Origin of the sequence: Streptomyces sp. NPDC052109 (assembly GCF_040680195.1) — a bacterium.
Taxonomy (GTDB): Bacteria; Actinomycetota; Actinomycetes; order Streptomycetales; family Streptomycetaceae; genus Streptomyces.
Genome location: NZ_JBFAWF010000016.1, coordinates 103939 through 126296 on the forward strand (window position 1 = coordinate 103939; position 22358 = coordinate 126296).

The following is a 22358-nucleotide window of genomic DNA, read 5'->3' on the forward strand; positions in this document are numbered from 1 at the left end:
GAAGTTCGTGTGGGGTTGGTGGGTTTCGGCTCGTCAGCGGGCTTGGCCGTGGTGCGCTGGAGCGGTGGGTGGATGATGGTGCGCGAGAAGGCCGGACGCGCCGCGGACCCCAGTTTGGTGGTGCTCGACTCGCAGTCGGTGCGCGCAGCGGCCGGGGTGCCCAAGGCGACGACGGGCCTGGATGCGGCCAAGAAGACCCCGGGCAGGCGGCGGGGCCTGGCCGTGGACGTCATGGGGCTGATCATCGCGGTCGTGGTCGTCGCGGCATCGGTACACGACAACGCGATCGGCACCGCGCTGCTGAACAAGGTCGCTCCTGCGGGCACGGTCCGCACGGCGCTGGTCGACCAGGGCTTCAATGCCGGCGTGGTCGAGCACGGGCGAACGCTCGGCATCGACATTCAGATCGTGGCGCGCGACCCGGTTGCCACCGGGTTCGTCCCCGAGCCCATTCGCTGGCGCGTCGAGCAGACCAACGGCCTGAACATGCAGGAACGACGGCTGGCCCGCGACTATGAGCATGCTCCGTCCTGCGCGGAATCCAGGATCTACTGGGCCTCTGCCGGGCGGATACTGCGCCGCCTGGCCGGACCGCGCGCCCGCTGGCGGGAGGTGTGATGACCCACGCCGTCATCCGGCAACTTCTGGACGGAATCGAACTGCGCTAACGTCAACTTGCCGAGCAGATCGGCGAACTCGCCGCCCGCTTGCGCGAGGCGCAGGCTGAACGCGAGGCCCTGGCGACCACGGCCAAGACCGTCCGCGCGATGGCCGCCGACCTCGACCTCGAGCGGCCGCCGACCCCGGCGCTGCCGGACGGCGCGGCCTACCAGCAGATCATGGACGTATTCGAGCACGAACGCCGACCGCTACGCGCCCGCGACCTATGCCTCGCGCTGGACCTGCCCTTGATGCCCAAGCACGTCGAAGGCATCCGCGCGAAACTCAAGCGCCTGGTCAGCCTCGGATTCCTCGACGAGACCGAACCCGGGCTGTTCGCACAGCCCGGCCCTCAGGCCCCGACAGCCCCCGCCGACCAGCGACCTGATCCAGCCCAACGGGCAAAACGTTAGGAGACTCGCTTATTGCCCGCTGAGCTCGCGCGTTGGTGTCAGGAACGAAGGGTGCGCAGGCCGGTGCGGATTTCGCTGACCAGGATCTCGGGCTGTTCCAAGGCCGCGAAGTGCCCGCCCTTGTCGGCCTCGCCGTAGTGGATCAGATTGCTGTAGGTGTCTTCGATCCAGCTGCGTGGCACGCGTGGGATGTCCCTCGGGAAGACGGTCACCGCGACCGGAAGCGTCACCTTCGGGCCGGCGAAAGTGAGCGATTTGTTCTCCCAGTAGATGCGGGCGGACGACGCTGCGCTGTTGGTGAACCAGTAGAGGGATATCGCGTCGAGCATGTCGTCGATGCTGAGAGCGTCCTCGGCGAGCCCGTGGTTGTCGGTCTTGGACTGGAACTTCTCGTAGATCCAGGCTGCCTGGCCGGCGGGAGAGTCCGCCAGGGCGAATCCGACAGTCTCCGGCTTCGTGCCCTGAAGGTGGTTCGACCCACCGAGATCGCCGGTGTAGAGGGCTAGGGTCTCCACGGCGTAGCGCTGTTCGGGCGACAAGGTGTCGGGTATCTGTGCGGGAAAGGCGTACTGGGTGTTCAGGTGAATTCCGAGAAGCCCCTCAGGCTGCATGGCTCCGAGGGCGGTGGTGACGACGGCACCCCAATCGCCGCCTTGCGCGGCCCATCTCGTGTAGCCGAGTCGCTTCATCAGCTCCACCCACGCGCTGGCGATGCGCGAGACGGTCCACCCGGTCTCCGTGGGCTTCTGGGAGAACCCGAACCCGGGGAGCGACGGGACGACGACGTCGAATGAATCGGCGGCGTCTCCTCCGAACGCAACCGGATCGGTCAGCGGGCCGATCAGCTTCAGGAACTCGACGATCGAGCCCGGCCATCCATGCGTGAGTATCAGCGGCATCGCGTGGGGATTCTTGGACCTGACGTGGATGAAGTGGATGTCCAGTCCATCGATCTCGGTCAGGAATTGGGGGAAGCGATTGAGCTCGGACTCGAAGCGACGCCAGTCGTAGCCGCGCTCCCAGTAGTCGACCAGAGACCTGGCGTTCTCTACCCGGACCCCTTGCGACCAGTCGCCCACCGTTTCCCGATCCGGCCACCGAGTTCTGGCCAGTCGCTGCTTGACGTCGTCGATCTCCGCATCCGAGATCGAGACGGTGAAGGGGCGGACGAGGGCCGAGGCAGGCGGCGTCGGTGCGGTCATAGCCTTCTTCTCTTCTCCTGAGCTTCGAAGCGCAGCGCAACTCTCCACTGCACACTGGTGTACAGTCCATCTCACTGTACACCGGTGTGCAATACTGGTGCCGTGTCCACCGAGTCCTCCCGTGTGCGCTCGATGAGCGAGACACGTGATCGCATCCTCGACGTCGCCCTCGATGTGCTGGGAGAGAACCCCGACGCCGGAATGGGAGACATCGCCTCCGCTGCTGGCGTCGTCCGTCGCACGGTCTATGACCATTTCCCCTCGCGCCTCGACCTGGTTCGCACACTCACGGAACGGGCCGTCACCGAGGTGACGGCCGTGCTCACCGAAGTCAACGCCTCCGGCGCGGAAGCGGACGCGACGTGGGTCGAATTCATCGCCCGCGTCTGGCCGGTGACGCACCGGTACCGAGTGCTGTTGGCGCTGCGCCGTGGCGAGTACGGCGAGGCGATCCACGGCCTGCTCGGGCCAGTCGATGAGCTCCTCGCCGACCTCGTGAAACGGGGCCAGGACGGCGACGTGTTCGCACAGCACCTGCCGGCGGCCATTCTGAGCCAGGTTGCCTACGGCGTCGTGTTCGCCATCGCGGACAGCGACCTGCCGAACGGGACCCTTGGCGCCCGAGCAGCGACGATCACGAGCCTGCTGATGCTGGGAGTTCCCGAGACGCGCGCAATTGCTCTCGTGGGCGACCAGCCCTGACCCGCAGCACTCGAGCGGAGCCGCGGATCGCCCTGCTCCGGACACGACATCGTTACCGACTCTACGGGCGGTTGAGGGCCACCGTCTCGTCCGGTACCGGCGGTGCCTGCGCACCCGGCCCGCGCCCGGCAACCCGCATGGCGACGCACGCCCCCAGGTACAGCAGGGCGACGACCAGCAGCAGCGCCTGATAGCCCGTCACCAGCGCCAGATACTCCAGTGCGCCACCGGTCAGCGCGCCCAGCAGATTCGCGCCGAACGCGGATGTCGGGTCCGCGGCGAGTGCGAGGCGGTCCGAGAAGATGAGGTTGGCGCAGAAGATGGGGGCGAAGGCCAGGGCGATGGCGGCGGCGAGCCGCCCGGTGAAGGGCAGCGAGAGCACGGTGTGCGCCGGGACGAGCCAGGCTACCGCCAGGGTGCCGAAGAGCAGGAGCTGCAGCAGCAGCTGGTTGACCCGCCGTAGCCGGCGCCGGACCTCGACCGCCGCGAGGACGGCGAGCAGGACACCGATGAAGACCAGGGCGTTGACCAGCCAGGTCGTACCGAAGTAGAGCGCGAAGCCGATCACGTTTTTCGTTTCGAGCAACATGAAGGCCGCGCCCATCAGGAACATGTCGGTGTAGTGGACCGTGCTTCGGAACCGGACCCCGGTCAGGCGGGTCGCCAGGAGCGTCACCAGCAGGATCGCGCCGAGCGCGCCCAGGTAGAGCGTGGGAATGTCCCGGTGGAGCAGATACGGGAAAGGGTGGTCATCGCTCGCAGCCTCTGGGACCGCGCCGCTGGGCTGCCAGATCTGCCGGCACGACTGGTCGGCGGTCGTCATCCCGGCCACCAGCACGGCCGCGTTCTTGCCGAACGTCGTCATGCAGAGGGCATGGCCGTAGATGTCATCGAGGGAGCCGGCTAGGCGGTCGACCAGCCAGCTCGTCCGGTAGTAGTTGTACATGGCGAACGCGCCGTGGGGCGCCAGGTGATCGCGGGCGGCCTCGAACGCCTGCTGGGTGAACAGGTAGCTCTCCAGGCGCAGATTGCTCGCCCCGGCCACCAGCGTCAGCGAGTCCGGCAGCGCCAGGACGACGAGGTCGTACCTGGCGTTCGTCCGCTCCAGGAAAGCCCGTCCATCGGTGATGTGGACGTGCACCCGGGAATCGTCGTACGGCTTCGCGGGGTGCAGCTGAGCGCCGATCTGCTGCAGCCTGGGATCGATCTCGACGGCGTCCACGCGCTGCGCTCCGTGCGCCAGCGCGACCGCGACGTCATTGCCGTTGCCGGCCCCGATGACCAGCACGCGCTTGTGCGGATTGCCGGGCGTCCGGTCGTACGGCTGCCGATAGGGCGAGTTCTTCCGCATCAGTTCCCGGAGTGGTGCGATGCTCTGGTGCGGGACACCGTTGGCGGAGATGCGGTACCCCCCGGCGACGGACGTCACGGGCGTGAGCTGGATCTTGTAGTAGGGCGACCAGGAGACACCGGCCGTCGTCGTCTCCACGAACAGGGCAGCGACCATCGCCGTCAGGGGGACGCCGTACCGCAGGGTGTTGCGCCGTCCGCCGAGGATCAGCAGGCCCGCGGCGGCGAGCACGCCCCACACGACCGACGGAGCGCGGAGCCAGGACACCACGGCGAAGCACACCGACCCGGTGATGCTGCCGAGCAGGTCGTAGCGGTAGGCATCGAGCGAGGGAAGCCGGCGGAAGAGATCGGCGGTGATCTTACCGATCGCGGCCATGATCACCGCGGTGAGCAGGAAGATGGCCGGCAGCGTCACCCACTCGGGGAAGCCGGTGGTCTTCACGGCGGTGAAGTAGATGACCTGGCCGCTGCTCTGACGCACCTGCACCGGAAACTCTCGTACGAAGATGACGAGAAGCGCGAGCGGGACCGGTGCCCAGCGTGTGAGCCACTGCCCGCGCGCGGCGGGGATCAGGAACCCGATGCCGATGCCGAGGAACGACCCCAGCAGGATGAAGTTCGAAAAGTAGCTGAGGTGGACGACGTTGGCGCCCGCCCATCTGATCAGCGCCAGCTCGACGAAGAGCATGGTGGCGCTGGCCAGCAGCAGCCTCCAGCGCACGGAGTAGTCGGCCTGTCTGGTTCCGATCCGTTTCACACGCATTTAAGATGCCATCTTCGGCACGGTGGGCCGAGAATGACTTGCCGATTTTATGACGATATCGCCCTCACGGACTCCAGTCGTCCGGACGCGACCGCGTCAGCCGCTCGTCGTGTCGGATGGTGAAGACGTTGACCGCCAGTGAAGCGAGGGTGGCCAGGGCCCGGGTCTGGGCGTAACGGCGTGGTTCTGCCGGGTTGCGGACGTCGGCGTAGAAGCTGAGCACGATGCATGTGAGGACGGGTGCGGCCCAGTCGTTGGCGTAGAACCCTGGCAGGCCGTCCCACTTCAGCGATGTCGGGGAAGCCGCCAGACTGCGACGGCGAGCGCGAGGACGCCGGTGACAGCGACGGGCAGCGCGATGTGAACGGAGCTTAGGGTTTCGGACGACGAGGCGGTGGCGAGGACCTTGGCCTTTCCCGAATGACTCGTGCGCATGGCTGAGCGGGACGGGGAAACGGCGGGCCGACCGCGAATATCGCCCCCACGCACCACGCGTAAGGAGAGGGAGTCGTATGGGGAGGCGGTGCACGCCGGGTCGCATCAAGCCGACTACACGGGTGGCCCCGGGAACGGCGGGGAACGCGATCCACACGAGCGCTCCGCAGTCGGGACTGTTGGCGGCGCCGTACTCACCACCGCTCGAACGGGCGATAGCGGCGGTGATGGCCGACCCGAGACCGGCCGCGGGCGAGTTGCCCGAGACGCTGCGGAGATGCCTGGCGGGAGGTCATATCGGTGATCGTGTGGACGGTCTGCCGGGTGGTCTTCCCGCTCTTGGCGTCGGTACGATGGCGGTGGATCTTCACGGCCTGCGCGACGTGCGGGAAGTCCAGGCCGAGGCCGGTCACGGTCGGCACGCGCACCGAGCGGGTCTCGCGTCGGCCGTGCCCACGCTCGCGGTCGTGGCGTACCGCGGTGCGTTGCCTCCACGGCAGGGCGCGCAACACGGCATGCGGGCGGTGAGCGTGATCTGGCCGATCATCGCACCGCCGAGTTCGACTGTGAAGAGGCCGGGGCGCCGACTGGGTGGCCCGGGCATCGCACGCTCGAGCTCGTCACGCGGTTGAGGGCCACCGAGGTAGGTGCCTACCTCTGGCGAGGTCAGCAACTCGATGACCGCGGCACGGTCCCGGGCCTCCGGCTCGCGGAGCACGAGCCTCTCGGTGTTGATCGGGGCAGGCGGCCAGGCGACGGGTCCGAGCTCGGTCATGCCGGTCAGCTAATCAGCAAGCTCGGCAGCGATCAAGATTGGCATGAGGAGCGCCGGTTTCATGACCCACAAGCCCGACCATCCAGCGGCCGACTTGATTTCTTAGCCCCCTGAGATGTCTTCGAGGGCCCTGCCGTGGGAGCCGTCGACCGGACGGTCGCCCATCGCCGACAGTCCCGTCTTGCGTAGGTCGGTAGGAGTGCCGCCTGCAGCCGGGGCCAGGCACCGGCTTCGGTCCAGTCCCGCAGGCGGCGCCAGGCGGTACGCGCCCGAGCAGCCCACCACCGGTGCGGATACGTCCGGACAGGCCACACCCTCGCGCACCAGCTAGACGATGCCCGCCAGTGCAGCCCGGTCAGGCACCCGAAGCCGGCCTGGATGCCGGTGCCTCCGCTCGGGCCGCCTGGCTGCCAGTCCCTACAGGTCCGCGAACACGTGGTCGGGCACGTACGGCGAAGCACCCGTCACCAGCCAATACTGGAGGTCCCGCAGCCTCGTGAGAGCTGCCTCGTAATACGTCGGGGGCTCTGGCCGGGGAAACCGCGGATGGGCTGTGTGATCGGGAAGCCAGTCAACACACAGCCAGAACCCTTCCACCAGCCACCGCGGCAGATCCTGCCGACCACTCTCCTCGAACGTTGCACACACACCACGCATGGCCCGCTCCAGACGAGAGAAAGCCTCCTCGTCCCACCTGTGATCACGGATCACGATCGAAAGAAACGCGTCCTCGCACTCCGAGAACTCCTGCCGCAGCACAGCGAGATCATCCATCAGGCCATCATCGCGGTGCCCACTGAGGGTTTCTCAACGAAGTGATCCCGTGAAGTGACTCGGCCCGGGATCTGCGAGCCGCGATGAGTCCTGTGGCGTCCTGCGGTCGTACTGTCGACCCCGCTACCGAGGAGGGCTTCTGATGCGCAGCGTGACCTATTCGATGAACGTTTCACTTGACGGGTACATCGTCGGGCCGGACGGCGACTTCGACTGGACCGCGCCCGACGAGGAGGTGTTTCGCTCCTGGATCGACGAGATCCGAGAGGTCGGCGTCCACCTGTTGGGACGACGGCTGTACGAGACGATGCTGTACTGGGAGACCGCCGATCAGGATCCATCGCTCGACGGCGCAATGCTCGAGTGGGCCGCGCTCTGGAAGCCGCTCCCCAAGGTGGTGTTCTCCACCACGCTGTCGGCGGTGCAGGGCCATGCCCGCCTGGCTTCCGGAGGTCTGGCGGAGGAGATCGAGCGGTTGCGAGCCGAGCCGGGGAAGGGCGACATCGCGATCGGCGGCGCCACCCTCGCCGCCGAGGCTGCCGCATTGGGCCTGATCGACGAGTACCGGGCCAGGGTCTACCCGGTGCTGGTCGGCGGCGGCATTCCGTTCTTCCCCCAGCACGAGCGCCGGGTGGATCTCGAACTCGTCGAGACCCGCACCTTCAACTCAAGAGTCGTCTACCTCCGCCACCGCGTGGCGCGCTAGCTGGATCCTTCCGGTGTTGGAGCACTGCGGCCGCAGCGCGCGTCGGCCGCGGCACTCCGCCTCGCCGAGGAACGGTCGGCGCAATCACTCGTGTGCGGTGCACAGCCGGGCCGCTGCGGGACCGATGGCTGTTACTCACCTTCGGGTGGCCGTCTTCGTCGTGGACGGGTGGCGCAAGCCGGCGGCGCCTTCCGGGGTCCGCTCTCCAGGACGAACCCCCTGGAATGCCCGCGGCGCTCATCTTTCCGGCCACTTCGGAATGCATCTGGTGAAGAGGCCTCTGTGTTCGGCCCGGCCTGGCCGATGTATGCCGACGTTTCGCCCATGGAACAGGGACCGGGTCTGGGCCCACAGACCGCAACGGGTGCCCCTGTCGCTGGGCATCTCCGGCGCCGGCACCCGGACGCCATCAAGGCATCTCAGGACGCCGCCACCGAGGCCACGGCGGCCGGCAAGCCCGCCGCCGAGGCCGCACAGCACGCCAAGGACGCCGAGGCCCGGGCCGGCGCCGCCAACACCGAGGCCGGCAAGGCCGGGAGCGCCGGCCCGTGCCCCCGCTGACGCGGCCTGCTGCTAGCGTCCGGGCGCGTGAGCGACAACGTGTACGTGGGGAACGCCGGCCAGGACGCGGCACTCGACCGGGGCTGGCTCCTCGGGCACTTCAAGGACGCCGGGGACCCTCGCCACAGTACGGACGTGGAGATCAAATGGGGCGTCCACCCGGTCGGCGACAAGCGGGCGGAGTGGGTGAACGGCGAGGAGCGGACAGCTCTCCTGATCCTCGTCAGCGGCCGCTTCCGCGTCGAATTCCCCGGTCGCAGCGTCCTCTTGGCACGACAGGGTGACTATGTGGTGTGGGGGCGCGGAGTCGACCACTCCTGGTTCGCCGAGGTGGAGTCGGTGGTGCTGACGGTCCGCTGGCCGTCCGTGCCTGGCTATGCGGCCTGACGCACACCTCCGTATTCCGTCAGCGGGCCGGTGCCGGCCCGCCGGCCGGAGACGACCTGCGTGGCCGTCCCGGAGCCGGGCTGACCGGTCACGGTGACGAACGCGCGGAGTCCCGGGCCCTGTGCCCCGAGGCCCTGGCCGGTGCCGACTCCCGGGATGCCGCCCAGAGGTGAGCCAGTCGAAGTCGGTGCCGAGGCGGGTGCGGGCGAAGGTGTGGCCCTGTCGTGCGCAGTGGTGTTGAAGATCCGCAACAGGGGAGTGAGGCCGACGGCCCCCTCGGCGGTACCGTCGTGTCCTTGCGTGTACGCCATGTCCGAACGGTGGGTCCAACGGCTCTGCCGCCAGGGGCGACTGAGCATGTGTCAGGCGACCGCCCAGCCGTCGTCTACCGGCATCCAGCGATCGTCCGACCAGCGGGCCGCTTCTAGGCCCCGTCCTCGAACTCCCGCCTGCCCCGCGACGCCATGCACACACTCTCGTCGCACCGGGCCCGGGCTCAAGTCCATCCTGTACTAGGGCCAGGGCCCGCCACGCCGAGAGCCCGCATCTGCAGTCGCGAGGCCCGTCCTCCGGGCGGACGAGGGGAGTTTGACGACAGGCCCTACGCCACCCGTCCGCCGCGCGTACGGCATCGGCGCACAGGTCTCAGCACCCGCCGGATCCGGTGTGCGTCATCCGCGCCCGGGAATTACGCAGCGGTGGCGGAGGTCTTGCACCCTCGCCTCCCCGTCGTCACGACTCCTGTGCCGATGATCGACCACCGAGGTACTCAGCAAGTCCTCGCGCGTACGCATCGATCGTCCGGGGCGCCCGCCCCAGATCCGTCCAACCCGTCCATCCCCGTACCCACTCGGCTGCCCGCTCGTGCCGGCCCAGGACCGGCCACTTCTCCTCCAGCACCACCGCGCCGCCCAAGAGATCTCCTCATTACATGGGGACGCCGCAGGATACGAGCTGCATCCTGCGGCGCGTGATTCCACGTAACTCCGAGGAGTCGTGTGGCAGATACCGCCCCTGCTCCGACAACGCCCTGGGGATACCGCCGGTCAGGGGGCGTGGGCCCAGGCGCGCACCGCAAGCGGCGGAAGTACGGGCCACACGACGGGCGTCCTGGGATGAGGCAGGCGCAAGCCGCACCCCGTCCCGGCCGTCAGCCGATGACGTGCATCCGCCACCTCCGCTGCACCAAGCCTGCCGGGATGATGACATCCGACCGAAAAGCCTTGGACAAGACGCACTTCACAGGGAAGACACGGTGGTTCGGTTGACTACTCCCTGACCGTCGCCGGCTTGACAGGCCAGATGCCGCCGGACGCGGCGTCGTCCCGGAACCGGTCAGTCATCCCCCTGGGTGGGAGCACAGCCCATGTAGGAACCGGATTCGTAGGCCGCCTTGTCGCTGTCCCGGTCACGGATGGCCTCGACGAGGCGTGCGTGGTCCTGGAACTGCTCGGGGCGTAGTTCCTCACCGAAGTGGTCCAGGAGCGAGGCCCTGATCACCTCGCCCAGGTCCGCATGCAACTGGGCCAGGACTGTGTTGTGGGACGCGGCGACGACGGCCAGGTGAAAGGCCACGTCCGAGTTCACGAAAGCGACCCGGTCCCCCGACGACCAGGCCTTGTCCCGTTGGGCCAGCAGGGCGTCCAGCCGCTCCAGGTCCTCCGGCGTACGGCGTAGGCAGGCCAGGCGGGCCGCGCGGACCTCCAGGGCTCCGCGCACTTCGGCGACGTCGTCCGTGTGCGCCGTCTCGAAGCGGATCCGCATCATTCCGGCCAGTTCACTGGTCGCCCGGACATAGGACCCGGAGCCGTGGCGGATGTCCAGCAGGCCGGTGTGGGCCAGGGCCCGCACGGCCTCGCGCACCGTATTGCGTGCCACACCAAGCTGTTCGACGAGCTCCGTCTCGGCGGGGATGCGTGAGCCGACGGGCCAGGTGCCGGAGGTGATCTGCCGCCGCAGGCGCGCAATCACCTGGTTTGACAGTGGTTCGCGGCGAACGGGATCCATAGTCATCCCATCATCATATGACGCTGTGTAAAAGTCATACTCATCTCTAGACCTAGAGTCATGGGATGAGTCTATGATCGGTGGTGTGACGAAGGAAGAGCTCGACAACACCCTCTTACGCACCGCCCGCGCGGCGCCCTCCGACCGCTCACCGCGGCTGCGCAGACTGACGCTCGTGGCGCTGGTGATCGCGGCCCTGAACCTGCGCCCGGGCGTCACCAGCCTCGGGCCCGTCCTCGAAGAGGTCCGCGACGGCCTCGACATGAGCGGCACGGTCGCCGGACTGCTGACGTCCATCCCGGCCGTGTGCTTCGCCCTGGTCGGTTCCACGGCTCCCGCCCTCGCCCGTCGGTACGGCGCGAGTGGTGCGATCGCGGCCGGTGCCGCGTTGCTGACGACGGGGCTAGCGGCACGTCCGTTCGCCACCGACGCCGCCCTGTTCGTCGCGCTGACCGCCCTGTCGCTGGCCGGCATCGCCATCGCGAACGTGCTGCTCCCGGCCGTCGTCAAGCTTCGCTTCCCCGACCGGGTGGGCGCGGTGACGGGGCTGTACTCCATGGCGCTGAACGTCGGAGCCTCGACCGCTGCCGCCGTCACGGTGCCCCTCACCGAGGCGTTCGGCGGCGACTGGCGGTACGGCCTGGGCATCTGGGCCATCCTGGCCGCGATCGCCGTTCCGCCCTGGCTCACCGCCGCCCGCCACCAGGGGCGGGGGACGGCCGCGGTGGACGACGGAGGCGAACCGCAGACACACCCGCGAAGCCGGATCTCCCGCGACCCCACCGCCTGGGCGCTCACCGCCTACTTCGGGCTGCAGGCGAGTTCCGCCTACGTCATCATCGGCTGGCTGCCACAGATGTTCCGCGATGCCGGACTGTCCGCGGAAAGTGCCGGCCTGTTGTTCTCCGGCACCTCGCTCCTCGGCGTACCGCTGTCCTTCGCCCTGTCGGCCGCGGCCGGAAAGCTGCGCAACCAGAGCGGGATCGCGGCCGGAATCGGCCTGTGCGGCCTGGCGGGATTCGCGGGGCTGTGGGCCTCCCCCTCCACCACGCCCTGGCTGTGGGCGTTCCTGCTCGGCGTGGCGAACTGTTCCTTCCCGCTGGCCCTGACGATGATCAGCATGCGCGGCCGCGACAGCGCCACCGTCGTCCGGCTCTCCGGGTTCGTGCAGAGCTTCGGCTACCTGCTCTCGATCCCCGGCCCCCTCGTCGTCGGCGTGCTCTACGGCCACACGGGCGGCTGGCGTGCCCCCCTGGCCTTCATCCTGGTGATGACCCTGGCGCAGATCGGAGCCGGCCTGCTCGCGGGCCGCAACCGCCAGATCGGCTGAACAACTCCAGTCAACCCGGCGATTTCCACACCGGCTCGCTCCCCGTATCAAAGGCGCCCGGCATCATCGCCCTCTTGTTCACTTCCCGGCCCCGCCGTGCAGCGGCCGCGAATCGACTTCGCCATGCCCGGAATTACCGGCCGCGCCGACAAGTGAACTCCCGAAGAAGTCGGGATCAACTTCCGTGAATGCACACGGAATTGGTTGACCCGCCCGGAAAGTCTCTCCTAGCCTTCCACTGGTGATTAGCTCAGGGCACCACGAGTGCATGAATTCCTGGGAAATGCCGCTACTGCGGAAAAGAGAGGTCCATTGATCCCCCACGCGATTGCCCACAGCCCACGTGGTAACTCCTGCCTGACGACGCTGCTCGCCGAACAGGCGAGTGCCACACCACACCGGACCGCCGTGGTCCACGAGGACCAGAGCCTGACGTTCGGCCAACTGCTCGACCAAGGCCGGCTTCTGGGAGCCCGCCTCAGGCGTGCCGGAGTGGCCAGAGGCAGCCGCGTCGGCGTGTTCATGGAGCCCTCGCTGGAGCTGATGACGAACATCTGGGGAATCCTCTGGGCCGGGGGTTCGTACGTCCCGCTCTCCCCGGAGTACCCCGAGGAGCGGATCGCGTACATGATGGCGGACGCTGGGGTGGAGGTCGTCCTTACTCAGGAATTATTGCGTTCCCGCATCCAGGAAATATCGCCGACCGGTGTTCGGGTCGTCACTTCGGATGTTCTCCGTTCGGCGGAGAATATCGGCGAGGAGTTATCCGCGGCAGGGCTGGATTCTCGCGAAGCTGCCCGTCCGGAAGATCTCGCGTACGTCATCTACACGTCCGGCAGCACCGGGAAACCGAAGGGCGTGATGATCGAGCACCGCAGCATCGTCAACCAGATGCGCTGGCTGTCCGAAGCGTGCGGAATCGACGGAGGAAAAACGATCCTCCAGAAGACCCCCTTGAGTTTCGACGCCGCCCAGTGGGAGATCCTCGCTCCCGCCTGCGGCAGCACCGTGGTGATGGGCGCCCCCGGAATCTACCGGGACCCCGAGGCGATCGTGGCCACCGTCCAGCGCCACGGTGTGACCACCCTCCAGTGCGTCCCCACGCTCCTGCAGGCACTCCTCGACACCGAGACCCTCGCCGAGTGCGGCTCCCTGCGCCAGGTGTTCAGCGGCGGCGAGGCGCTGTCCCGCAGCCTCGCCGCCCAGTTCCTCGACTCCGTGCCGGACTGCTCGCTCGTCAACCTCTACGGGCCGACCGAGTGCACCATCAACGCCTCCGCCTTCGTCGTGGACCGTACCGCGGTGCAGGACGGCCCCCGGGTCATGCCCATCGGAACGCCGGTCAGCGGCACCACCTTCCACGTCCTGGACGCGGCCGGCCGTCAGGCGGCGGTCGGCGAGGTCGGCGAACTGCACATAGGCGGCATCCAGGTGGCCCGCGGCTACCTCGGCCGCCCCGACCTCACGGCCGAGAGGTTCGTGCGGGACACCTTCTCAGCCGACCCCGGCGCCCGCCTGTACCGGACCGGCGACCTCGCCCACCTCAACGCCGACGGGACGATGCAGTTCGTCGGGCGGACGGACAACCAGGTCAAGCTGCGCGGATACCGGGTCGAGCTGGACGAGATACGCCAGACGATCGAGACGCACGACTGGGTGCGCGGCTCGGCCGTCCTGCTCAGGGACGACGAGGCCACCGGCTTCCAGAACCTGGTCGCCTTCGTGGAGCTGAACCCCAAGGAAGCCGCCCTGATGGACCAGGGCAACCACGGCGCCCACCATCAGTCCAAGCGCAGCAGGCTCCAGGTCAGGGCCCAGCTGTCACACGCGGGCTGCCGCGACGCCGCGGACCTGGCCGGCCGCACGGTGACCGACCTCCCCGGCGCCGAGGCCACGCCGGAGCAGCGGTCCCTGGCCTTCTCCCGCAAGACGTACCGCTGCTACGAGGGCGGACAGGTGAACCGGGACGACATCCTGCGCCTGCTGGCCCCGGCCGCCCGGCCGGGCGTCGCCCCGCGCACCCCGGAGAGCCTGAGCCGGGCCGAACTCGGCGGTATCCTCCGCAACTTCGGCCAGTACCTCAGCGACCAGCGCCTGCTGCCCAAGTACGCCTACGCCTCGCCCGGTTCCCTCTACGCCGCCCAGCTGTACCTCGAACTCCACGGCATCGCGGGCATCGACCCGGGCCTGTACTACTACCACCCGCTCCACCACCACCTGGTGCTGATCCGCCCCGGCGCGCGACGGTCCGTCCCGCGTGCGAGGATCCACTTCCTCGGCAAGCACAGCGCGATCGAGCCGGTCTACCGCAACAACATCCGCGAGGTCCTGGAGATCGAGGCCGGGCACATGGTCGGCCTGTTCGAGGAGGTGCTCCCCGCCTACGGCCTCGGCATCGCCGCCGCCGCGTACCGGCCCGCGGTCCTGCAGCGACTCGACTGCGCCGAGGAGGACCACTATCTGGGCACGTTCGATCTCGTACCGTACGACGCGAACGCGAGCGCCGGAGCGTTGGACATCTACGTCCAGGCGCACGCGGGCCGGGTCGACGGACTGCGGGCCGGGCAGTACCGGTACGCCGACGGCTCCCTGGTCCGCATCTCGGACGACCTGGTGCTCAAGAAGCACGTCATCGCCATCAACCAGCGGGTCTACGAACGGGCGGGCCTCGGCATCAGCCTGGTCGCCACCGGCCCGGACTCCTGGCGGCACTACCTCGACCTGGGCAGCAAGCTGCAGCGCCTGCAGATGAACGGCCTGAACCTCGGCTTCATGTCCTCCGGCTACAGCTCCAGGACCGGCAACGACCTGCCCGCGGCCAAACGGCTGAACAGGATCCTGACCGACTGCGGACTGCCCACGGGACCGTCGTACTTCTTCGTCGGCGGGCGTGTCAGCGACGAGCAGCTGCGCGGCGAGGACATGAAGGAGGACGTGGTCCACATGCAGGGACCGGCCGAGCTGATCAAGGAGGACCTCGCCGGACTGCTGCCCCGCTACATGCTGCCCAACCGGATCATCGTCCTGGACAGGCTGCCCCTGACCGCCAACGGGAAGATCGACAGCAAGGCCCTGGAGGCCTCACAGCAGGCCGAACTCTCCCTCTCCGCAAGGACGTTCCTCGCGCCTCGCACCCGTTCCGAACGCCGCCTGCGCGATCTGTGGCAGACCGTCCTCAAGCAGGAGCAGATCTCCGTCACGGACGACTTCTTCGAGCTGGGCGGCAACTCCCTGCTCGCCGTGACGCTCGTCAACCGGATGAACAAGACGTTCGAAGGAACGCTTCCTCTCCAGGTGCTGTTCGACGCGCCCACCGTCGAGAAGCTCGCCGCCCGGCTGGACGCCGAGTCGTCAGAGCCCCTGACCCGGCTCGTCCCGCTCCAGCCGGAGGGCACCGGCACCCCGATCCACTGCTGGCCCGGTCTCGGTGGCTACCCCATGAATCTGCGCCCGCTGGCCGCCGCCCTGGGCAAGGACCGGCCCGTCCACGGCATCCAGGCGCACGGCATCAACCCCGGCGAGTCGCCCTGCGCCACGGCCCGCGAGATGGCGACGGCGGACGTCGAGGCCATCCGCAGCGTCCAGCCCGAAGGCCCCTACATCCTGTGCGGCTATTCGTTCGGCGCCCGGGTCGCCTTCGAGGCGGCCCGACAGCTGGAGCAGGCCGGCCAGCGGGTGGAACACCTCTTCCTCATCGCGCCGGGCATGCCGCGCCTGCGCGAGGAGGACACGGCCGGCTCCACGGGCCGGGCGGACTTCACCGACCGGGCCTTCGTCGCCGTCCTCCACTCCGTCTTCGCCGGCACCCTCAGCGGCCCGCAACTGGACGACTGCCTGCGCACCGTCACCGACGAGGACGGCTTCGTCGACTTCGTCACCGGCCGGTTGCCCGGCCTGGGCACGGAACTGGTCCAGGCCGTCACCGGCATGGTCAAGCGCACCTACTCCCCGACGTACGAGTTCCACGAGCTGGCCGGGCGACGCCTGAGCGCCCCCGTGACGCTCGTCAAGGCCAACGACGACGACTACTCCTTCGTCGAGCGCCAGGACGCCTTCTCCGTCCGGCCGCCCGCTGTGCACCACCTTGCCTCCGGCCACTACGAACTGCTGCGCGAGCCACACGTCACCGAACTCGCCGCGCTCGTCGACGAGCGGCTGCGCACCGCTGCCGGATTCCCGCTTCCGGGCCAGGTCGCCCTGTCCCGCGTCATCTCCCAGGAGGCCGGAGTGCCCCACATCAACATCAAGCACTTCCCCGTCGCCCTCAGCCAGGCGCAGGAGGAGGAACTCCTCGCCGCACTCACCTCGGCGGTGAGCAACGCATTCGGCTGCAAGGAGGACGTCGTCTCCATCGCCATCGAACCGGTCGAGCAGGAGGCCTGGCACGAGCAGGTCTACGAGCCCGAGATCGTCCGCCGTCAGGACCTGCTCCGCAAGACGCCCAACTACTGACCGCCGCACCCCGGTTCCTGGAAGGAAACCCATGACGACACGCACACCCGTCCCGCATTCCGTCCCGCTGGTCCTCACCGAGGAGGTGGCCGCGGCCCTCGCCGACGGCGACCCGGTGGTGGCCCTGGAATCGAACGTCATCACCCACGGTCTCGCCTACCCGGACAACGCGGCCACCGCCCGCAAGGTGGAGGAAGCCGTGCGAGCCGGCGGTGCGGTGCCCGCCACCATCGGCATCGACGGCGGCCGGATCCTGATCGGGATGACCGGCACGGACATCGAGCGCTTCGCCTCCACCCCCGGCATCCCCAAGGTCAGCAGCAGGGACCTGCCGGCCGTGCTGGCTTCCGGCGGCATGGGCGCCAGCACGGTGGCCTCCTCGCTGGTGGCGGCGGAACTCGCCGGCATCACCTTCTTCTCCTCCGCGGGCATCGGCGGGGTCCACCGCGGCGCCGAGACCACCATGGACATCTCCTCGGACCTGATCCAGTTCACCCGCTCCAAGGTGGCGGTGGTCTGCGCCGGCGCGAAGAAGATCCTCGACCTCCGCCTGACCATGGAGTTCCTGGAGACCCACTGCGTCCCCGTCATCTCCTACGGCTCCGACGACTTCCCGGCCTTCTACTGCCGTTCGAGCGGGCTGCGCGCGCCGCACCGGCTGGACGACGAGACGCAGATCGCCAGGGCCGTTGACCTCCACTGGGCCCTGGGCAGCCCCGGCGGTGTCCTCATCACCAGCCCCACCCGGGAGGAGGACGCGATCGACGGGGACGACCTCGAGGAGGCCATCGCCACGGCGCTGCACGGCGCCGAGGCCGACGGGGTGCGGGGCGGTGCCGTGACGAAGTACGTCATGCGCGCCGTGGACCGCGCCACCGAGGGCCGCTCCGCCACGGCCAACATGGCCGTCCTCATCAACACCGCCGAGGTCGGCGGCCGGCTCGCCGCCGCCCACGCCCGGCTCCGACGCGAGGAGACGCAGTGAGCACCGCCAGGGAAACGGAAGGACATGAGGAAGCCGTGACACACGTGGCGATGTTCGACCTGGACGGGACGCTCGTCGACTCCCCGCGGGCGATCGTCGAGACCTTCGCCGCCGCCTTCGAGGCCCTCGGTGAGAGCCCGCGGGACGAGGCGGACGTCCGGGCCACCATCGGTCTCCCACTGGAGCAGGCGTTCGCCAAGCTGCTGGGCGTCCCGCAGGACGACCCCCGCGTCGCCGACGGCGTCGCGCGCTACCAGGAGGCGTTCCGCACCGTCATCCTGCCCCGCGCCCGCTCACTGGTCTTCTCCGGCGTCGCCGAGGGACTCGCCGAACTGCGCAGCCACGGCGTGACGTTGGCGGTGGCCACGAGCAAGTTCCACACCAGCGCCGAGGCCCTGCTCACCGCCGCCGGACTGCGTGAGCACTTCGCCGTGCTGATCGGCGCGGACGACGTCTCCCACCCCAAGCCGCACCCCGAGTCGGGGCTGCGCATCCTCGAACAGCTCCGCGCCCGCCCCGAGCACGCCGTGATGGTCGGCGACACCACCCACGACCTGAAGATGGCGCACGCGGCCGGGACCGGGGCGATCGCGGTCACCTATGGAGTGCACGGGCGGGCGGAACTCGCGTCGGCCCGGCCCTCCCACGTGGCCGAGACGTTCCCCGAGGTCGTGGCGTACATCCTGGGCACACTGCGCGACACCGGCGTGGTCGACGGGCTGCTGGACGACCGTACGTACCACATCGAGTTCAACGGTCACCTGACCAACCACGTCAAACACGCCGTGGTCGCGCTCGCCGGCCTCGGCGTCGCGCCGGAGCGGATCAAGGACTACCACGACAACTACATCAGGATGACGCCGTACGGCTGCGCGGTCGAACCGGCCAGGCCGCCCGGGCGGACCGTCGACGACGACAACTGGCTCGAACTCGTCGGCAAGCGCCAGGACTGGGCCGCCTACTGCGAGTTCTTCGACCGGCGCGAGCGGGAACTCGGGATGCCCGAACTGCTGCGCCGCTACCTGCCGCACCTGCTCCCCGGCTGGGCCGGAGCGCTCCAGCACGCGACCATCCACCTGGGCTGGGCCCTGGCCACGGGCCACCGCTGGATGGCCATCGAGGGCATCTCCTACCTGGCCTTCTCCTATGTGAGCTGCCATCCCGAGCGCTCAGTCACCTCGGACGCACACAGCGCGGAGGGGCCGAAGGACTCGCTGCTGCGCATCGCCGGCCACTGGGAGACGAACCGGCCGCAGCTCGCCGCATGGGTGGAGGACCTGGTCGCGGAGACCTCGGCCGGCATCCACCCGGAGCTGCTCAGGTCCGGGCTCCAGTACCGGATCGCCCGGATGCTCGGCGAGGGCCACCCGCTGATCCACGACACCCCCGGCTGGATCGAGGGGCAAGACCCCGCTGCCAGTTGGGACCAGCTCGCCTACCTGGTCACCCTGCTGTACCTGGCGGAACCGGGGGACTTCCTGCTCCTGCACCTCATCACCGCACTGCACGCGATGCGGGCCATCTCCGACGCCCTCCCTGCCGGACAGCGCCCCGACGTGGTCAAGGCCTACTGGACCGGCATCCTCGGCGTGCTGTTCTCCCGCGGCCACTTCTCCCGTCCCGGAAAGCTGACCGCGCTCGACGACCTCTTCGACACCGCGACGGACGACCTCGGCGACCCCCGCTGGACCCGCGAATGGGACTGGCACATCGCCAGGGCCGTCGAGGAGGAGGAAGAGCACAACCCCAAACTCGTCCACGTGATGCGCGAGCTGTGGCATCGCACGGGCGGCAGGTCGATCTACCGGGTCGCCGCGGGCCAGTTCACCGCGACCCCCGAGCTTCCGCCCACCTTCGAACAGCCGCCGGCCGCCTGACCACCCTCCTCACGCAAGGACCAGAGATGACCACCGCACTCCAGCAGACCACCGACGTGACCGCGTGGACCGGCCCCGCACCCGTCGCATCCATCGAGCAGTACCTCGGCCGCAACATCCACGTGCTGCCCCAGACCAACCAGCTGCGCGCCCTGCACACCGTCATCCGCGACCGGGAAGCCAGCCGTCAGGACTTCGTCTTCCACGCCGGCCGGATCATCCGCCTCCTGACCGAGGCCGCCCTCGACCTCCTGCCCTTCGAGCCGTACGACGTCCAGACTCCCGTCGGCAGCACGTACCACGGGCTGCGCTTTGCCGACAGGCTGCTCGCCGTGCCCATCGTGCGTGCCGGGGAGAGCATGGAGAGCGAGCTGCGCGCGGTGGTCCCGGGGATCAGGATCGGCAAGATCCTCATTCAGCGGAACAAGGCGACCAAGCGACCGCACCTGTACTACCAGGCGCTCCCCGACGACGTCGCCGACCGGCACGTCCTCCTGCTCGACCCGATGCTGGCGACTGGCGGCACGGCGGTGGCCGCCATCGAGCTGCTGCTCGAAGTGGGCGTGCCCGAGGAACACATAGTCTTCGTCAACTTCATCACCGTGCCGGAAGGCATCACGGCGGTGTGCGAGCGCTTCCCCGGGGTGCGGATCGTGACCTCCGCGATCGAGGAGAGGCTGAACGAGAACGCCTACATGGTGCCCGGCATCGGCGACTTCGGAGACCGCTACTTCGGAACGGAGCGATAGCCGACGGACGAGCATGTCGTCGCGCCGCTGGACGGCACCGGACAGCGGCTCGAACGGCAGCCGGTCCTGCTCCCACACCACCGGCCCGCCGTCCAGCCCGGTGCCCGCCGGAAGCCGCGTGACGGCTGCCGCCCGGACCTCGGGGAACGACACGGACCTCGGTGGCGTCAGCCTCCAGGCTGTGGCAGACCGGTTCTTCCCCGGCACCAGCCATCTACCAACGGCCCAGTAGAGCAAGAGCATCGGTCATATCAAGAGCATCGCTCATATATGGACCGGGACGCGAAGGAGATGATCGCCCGGGGGGGGGCCGGCCCTTGCCGGCGACGGCGACACGCCCACCGGCAGCGTGCACATCGTCGACCTGCCCGATCCCGTCGCCACCCGCGCGTTCGCCTTCGACGAGCCGAACTACCAGAGCGGCGTCTACCGGGACGTGCTGCCGCGACGGTGGCGCGACGCGCCGGGGCGCACCAGGCGGGACTCCCCGGCGGCAACCGGTACCTGGTGCCGGGCGAGTTGCTGGAGGGGCTGCTGCCCGAGGGCGTTGCCGTGGCCGAGCCGTCCTGCTCCGTCGACGGGGTCTAGCTGTTCCCTCGGGAGGCCAAGGCCGTCGCCGGTGCGGTGGAGAAGCGGCGGCGGGAGTTCGGCACGGTCCGGCTGTGTGCGCGCCGGGCGCCGGCGAGGCTCGGTCTGGCGCCCCGGCCGCTCACGCCCATCGGGAGCGGCCCGGGGTGGGCCCGCCGGGCACCTCGCCGGCCCGAGCGTCGTCGGCAGCATGACCCACTGCGCGAGCTACCACGCGGCCGCCGTCGCGTCCGGCTCCTCCACCGCGGCCCTCGGCGTGGACGGAGAGCCCAGCGAACCCGTTCCCGAGGGCGTGCGCGAGCTGATCACGTTGCCCGAGGAGCGGCCCGTACTCGACCGGCTCGGCACCGCCCACCCGGGTGGGCACTGGGACCGCCTGCTGTTCAGCGCCAAGGAGAGCGTCTACAAGGCGTGGTTCCCGCTGACCGGGCGCCGGCTGGACCTCGACCAGTGCGCGATCACGCCCGACCCGGAGCCCGGTACACCGCGGTCCTGCGGGTGCCCGGCCCGGCGGTGGGCGGGGTGCGCGTGGACCGCCCCCACGGACGGTGGCGGGTCGGGCACGGGCTGGTGGTGACCGCCGTGGCGATCCCCTTGCCTACCAGTGAGCGGGCCGGCTGAGCTCCGGGGACAGCACGGTGGCCGCATCGCCCTTGGCCGCGTTCAGCTGCGCCTGGGTGAGGAACAGCGCGCCGGTGAGGTCCGCGCCGCTCAGGTCGGCGTCCCGCAGGTCGGCCCCGATCAGGTCGGCGTCGCGCAGATCGGCCTCGCTGAGGTCGGCCGCGACGAGGAGGGCGCCGCGCAGGCTCGCCCCTCTGAGGTCGGCGCCGGACAGTCTCGCGCCGATCAGGTCGGCTCCGCGGTGGTTCTTCTTACGGCCCGGGACCTGGGCTCGGGCCAGCTCGCTGGCCCGCAGCAGCAGTGTGTTGACCTCGCCGCGCAGCGCGTTCACGTCCAGCTGGGTGATCGACTCGGCGCTGCCGCGGGTCAGGCCGTCGATGTGGGCCAGCGCCTTCCGCAGTTCCTTGTGGACGGGGCGGGCCGGTGCGAGGTCGAGGGCCTCGGTGACGTACCAGAGCAGCTCGTGCAGCTGCCGCATGACGGGGAAGACCTGGAACATGGAGCGCGCCGTCTTCGGCGCCTGACGCCAGTCGGTGCCGCCGAAGGTGATCTGGGACACCTTCTGCCCGGCCCCGAAGCAGTCGAAGACCGTGCAGCCCGGGTAGCCCTTGTCGCGCAGCTGCGCGTGGATGCCGCAACGGAAGTCCTGCTGGAGGTTCGAGCACGGCTGGCCGGCGGGCTTGTTGACGGCGAAGTCGGCTGAGCGGGCGAAGGGCAGGGCCACGCAGCACAGGCCGAAGCAGTTGGCGCAGTCGGCCTGCAGTTCCTTGCGGTCCTCGGCGGTCTTGCGGCTTTGGGGCGCCCGGCGGTCGTCCCGGCGTGGCCTGCGGTCCTGGTTCTCGGAGCCAGGCCGGTGCTTGCCGGTGGGCCGGCCGTTCCCGGCCTGCCGGCTGGTGCGGTCCTGGCCCGCAGCGCCGCGCTCCCGATCCTTGCTCGGGGTACCGCCGTCGAGGCCCTGGCCTGCGGACGCACGCCTGCGCTCACCCGCCTGGGACGGGCGTCCCCGACCACCGGCGGT

General features: G+C 69.3%; 20 protein-coding genes and 5 pseudogenes. 15 read left to right on the top strand and 10 right to left on the bottom strand.

Translation table 11 applies throughout. The features are described 5' to 3' along the window. Nucleotides 1-78 precede the first annotated feature (78 nt). Both AB0L59_RS28310 and AB0L59_RS28315 read left to right on the top strand, forming a co-directional pair. A pseudogene (locus AB0L59_RS28310) lies at nucleotides 79-618 on the top strand (transposase); the annotation flags it as partial. An 89-nt stretch (nucleotides 619-707) separates the two neighbouring features. Beyond that, on the top strand, nucleotides 708-1073 hold the full coding sequence (locus AB0L59_RS28315) for a hypothetical protein (RefSeq protein WP_365589020.1): 366 nt from the start codon (nucleotides 708-710) through the stop codon (nucleotides 1071-1073). 38 nt (nucleotides 1074-1111) lie between these two features. Here AB0L59_RS28315 and AB0L59_RS28320 read toward each other — a convergent pair whose 3' ends face one another. Further along, nucleotides 1112-2275, bottom strand: a complete 1164-nt coding sequence (locus AB0L59_RS28320) for an epoxide hydrolase family protein (protein WP_365589022.1) — start codon at nucleotides 2273-2275, stop codon at nucleotides 1112-1114. A 102-nt stretch (nucleotides 2276-2377) separates the two neighbouring features. Between AB0L59_RS28320 and AB0L59_RS28325 the strand changes: the two genes are divergently transcribed. Then, a complete protein-coding gene (locus AB0L59_RS28325) occupies nucleotides 2378-2977 on the top strand; it encodes a TetR/AcrR family transcriptional regulator (RefSeq protein ID WP_365589024.1) in 600 nt (199 codons plus the stop codon). Between the two features lie 61 nt (nucleotides 2978-3038). Here the strand turns inward: AB0L59_RS28325 and AB0L59_RS28330 are convergent, their stop codons facing one another. The 6 genes and pseudogenes from AB0L59_RS28330 to AB0L59_RS28355 all read right to left on the bottom strand — a co-directional run bounded on the left by AB0L59_RS28330 (nucleotide 3039) and on the right by AB0L59_RS28355 (nucleotide 7077). Further along, a complete protein-coding gene (locus AB0L59_RS28330) occupies nucleotides 3039-5087 on the bottom strand; it encodes a spermidine synthase (RefSeq protein ID WP_365589027.1) in 2049 nt (682 codons plus the stop codon). Between the two features lie 70 nt (nucleotides 5088-5157). After that, nucleotides 5158-5316: a hypothetical protein gene (locus AB0L59_RS28335; protein ID WP_365589029.1), complete on the bottom strand. Its 159-nt coding sequence runs from the start codon at nucleotides 5314-5316 to the stop codon at nucleotides 5158-5160. A gap of 406 nt (nucleotides 5317-5722) precedes the next feature. Continuing rightward, on the bottom strand, nucleotides 5723-5956 hold the full coding sequence (locus AB0L59_RS28340; protein WP_365589238.1) for a hypothetical protein: 234 nt from the start codon (nucleotides 5954-5956) through the stop codon (nucleotides 5723-5725). Nucleotides 5957-6054: 98 nt separating this feature from the next. Then, nucleotides 6055-6303 (bottom strand): annotated as a pseudogene (locus AB0L59_RS28345) (GNAT family N-acetyltransferase); the annotation flags it as partial. Nucleotides 6304-6423: 120 nt separating this feature from the next. Continuing rightward, nucleotides 6424-6702: pseudogene (locus tag AB0L59_RS28350) on the bottom strand (transposase); the annotation flags it as partial. 18 nt (nucleotides 6703-6720) lie between these two features. Beyond that, complete coding sequence (locus AB0L59_RS28355) at nucleotides 6721-7077, bottom strand: hypothetical protein (protein WP_365589031.1); 357 nt, start codon at nucleotides 7075-7077, stop codon at nucleotides 6721-6723. Nucleotides 7078-7219: 142 nt separating this feature from the next. Here AB0L59_RS28355 and AB0L59_RS28360 point away from each other — a divergent pair, with 142 nt between their 5' ends. The 3 genes from AB0L59_RS28360 (at nucleotide 7220) to AB0L59_RS28370 (ending at nucleotide 8731) form a co-directional block, all read left to right on the top strand. After that, the gene (locus AB0L59_RS28360) at nucleotides 7220-7783 is read left to right on the top strand and encodes a dihydrofolate reductase family protein (protein WP_365589034.1); all 564 of its coding nucleotides are present in this window, start codon (nucleotides 7220-7222) and stop codon (nucleotides 7781-7783) included. Between the two features lie 324 nt (nucleotides 7784-8107). Beyond that, the gene (locus AB0L59_RS28365; protein ID WP_365589037.1) at nucleotides 8108-8344 is read left to right on the top strand and encodes a hypothetical protein; all 237 of its coding nucleotides are present in this window, start codon (nucleotides 8108-8110) and stop codon (nucleotides 8342-8344) included. Between the two features lie 27 nt (nucleotides 8345-8371). Further along, nucleotides 8372-8731 carry a signal peptidase I gene (locus tag AB0L59_RS28370; protein ID WP_365589040.1) on the top strand — a complete coding sequence of 120 codons (360 nt, stop codon included), beginning with the start codon at nucleotides 8372-8374 and terminating at the stop codon, nucleotides 8729-8731. Here the strand turns inward: AB0L59_RS28370 and AB0L59_RS28375 are convergent. Together AB0L59_RS28375 and AB0L59_RS28380 are read right to left on the bottom strand one after the other, a co-directional pair. Continuing rightward, nucleotides 8719-9042: a hypothetical protein gene (locus tag AB0L59_RS28375; RefSeq protein WP_365589042.1), complete on the bottom strand. Its 324-nt coding sequence runs from the start codon at nucleotides 9040-9042 to the stop codon at nucleotides 8719-8721. The two genes, AB0L59_RS28370 and AB0L59_RS28375, sit on opposite strands and share 13 nt — an antisense overlap. A gap of 1024 nt (nucleotides 9043-10066) precedes the next feature. Further along, nucleotides 10067-10738 (bottom strand): FadR/GntR family transcriptional regulator, encoded by a 672-nt coding sequence (locus AB0L59_RS28380; RefSeq protein ID WP_365589218.1) that lies wholly within the window; start codon nucleotides 10736-10738, stop codon nucleotides 10067-10069. A gap of 85 nt (nucleotides 10739-10823) precedes the next feature. On the opposite strand from AB0L59_RS28380, the gene AB0L59_RS28385 reads away from it, so the two are divergent. The 9 genes and pseudogenes from AB0L59_RS28385 (at nucleotide 10824) to AB0L59_RS28425 (ending at nucleotide 21296) form a co-directional block, all read left to right on the top strand. After that, nucleotides 10824-12068 carry an MFS transporter gene (locus tag AB0L59_RS28385; protein ID WP_365589045.1) on the top strand — a complete coding sequence of 415 codons (1245 nt, stop codon included), beginning with the start codon at nucleotides 10824-10826 and terminating at the stop codon, nucleotides 12066-12068. 312 nt (nucleotides 12069-12380) lie between these two features. Next, complete coding sequence (locus AB0L59_RS28390; RefSeq protein WP_365589048.1) at nucleotides 12381-16520, top strand: amino acid adenylation domain-containing protein; 4140 nt, start codon at nucleotides 12381-12383, stop codon at nucleotides 16518-16520. Nucleotides 16521-16551: 31 nt separating this feature from the next. Next, nucleotides 16552-17505, top strand: coding sequence for a pseudouridine-5'-phosphate glycosidase (locus AB0L59_RS28395; protein WP_365589051.1), 954 nt, complete (start codon nucleotides 16552-16554; stop codon nucleotides 17503-17505). Nucleotides 17506-17540: 35 nt separating this feature from the next. Beyond that, nucleotides 17541-19382, top strand: coding sequence for an HAD-IA family hydrolase (locus AB0L59_RS28400; protein ID WP_365589053.1), 1842 nt, complete (start codon nucleotides 17541-17543; stop codon nucleotides 19380-19382). 116 nt (nucleotides 19383-19498) lie between these two features. Then, on the top strand, nucleotides 19499-20131 hold the full coding sequence (upp, locus tag AB0L59_RS28405) for a uracil phosphoribosyltransferase (protein ID WP_365589221.1): 633 nt from the start codon (nucleotides 19499-19501) through the stop codon (nucleotides 20129-20131). Between the two features lie 349 nt (nucleotides 20132-20480). Continuing rightward, nucleotides 20481-20525 (top strand): annotated as a pseudogene (locus tag AB0L59_RS28410) (hypothetical protein); the annotation flags it as partial. Nucleotides 20526-20581: 56 nt separating this feature from the next. Then, nucleotides 20582-20719, top strand: coding sequence for a hypothetical protein (locus AB0L59_RS28415; protein WP_365589241.1), 138 nt, complete (start codon nucleotides 20582-20584; stop codon nucleotides 20717-20719). Beyond that, nucleotides 20720-20836, top strand: a pseudogene (locus tag AB0L59_RS28420) (4'-phosphopantetheinyl transferase); the annotation flags it as partial. It abuts the gene before it with no gap. A gap of 73 nt (nucleotides 20837-20909) precedes the next feature. Then, nucleotides 20910-21296, top strand: coding sequence for a 4'-phosphopantetheinyl transferase superfamily protein (locus AB0L59_RS28425; RefSeq protein WP_365589224.1), 387 nt, complete (start codon nucleotides 20910-20912; stop codon nucleotides 21294-21296). Nucleotides 21297-21317: 21 nt separating this feature from the next. Here the strand turns inward: AB0L59_RS28425 and AB0L59_RS28430 are convergent, their stop codons facing one another. Next, nucleotides 21318-22103: a pentapeptide repeat-containing protein gene (locus AB0L59_RS28430; protein ID WP_365589227.1), complete on the bottom strand. Its 786-nt coding sequence runs from the start codon at nucleotides 22101-22103 to the stop codon at nucleotides 21318-21320. Between the last annotated feature and the right edge of the window lie 255 nt (nucleotides 22104-22358).

Bases quoted from the DNA above. Each gene is read 5' to 3' on its own strand.
- AB0L59_RS28360 (WP_365589034.1), top strand. From the start codon at position 7,220: ATGCGCAGCGTGACCTATTCGATGAACGTTTCACTTGACGGGTACATC.
- AB0L59_RS28395 (WP_365589051.1), top strand. From the start codon at position 16,552: ATGACGACACGCACACCCGTCCCGCATTCCGTCCCGCTGGTCCTCACC.
- AB0L59_RS28425 (WP_365589224.1), top strand. From the start codon at position 20,910: ATGACCCACTGCGCGAGCTACCACGCGGCCGCCGTCGCGTCCGGCTCC.
- AB0L59_RS28320 (WP_365589022.1), bottom strand. From the start codon at position 2,275: ATGACCGCACCGACGCCGCCTGCCTCGGCCCTCGTCCGCCCCTTCACC.
- AB0L59_RS28365 (WP_365589037.1), top strand. From the start codon at position 8,108: ATGGAACAGGGACCGGGTCTGGGCCCACAGACCGCAACGGGTGCCCCT.
- AB0L59_RS28355 (WP_365589031.1), bottom strand. From the start codon at position 7,077: ATGGATGATCTCGCTGTGCTGCGGCAGGAGTTCTCGGAGTGCGAGGAC.
- AB0L59_RS28380 (WP_365589218.1), bottom strand. From the start codon at position 10,738: ATGGATCCCGTTCGCCGCGAACCACTGTCAAACCAGGTGATTGCGCGC.
- AB0L59_RS28375 (WP_365589042.1), bottom strand. From the start codon at position 9,042: ATGGCGTACACGCAAGGACACGACGGTACCGCCGAGGGGGCCGTCGGC.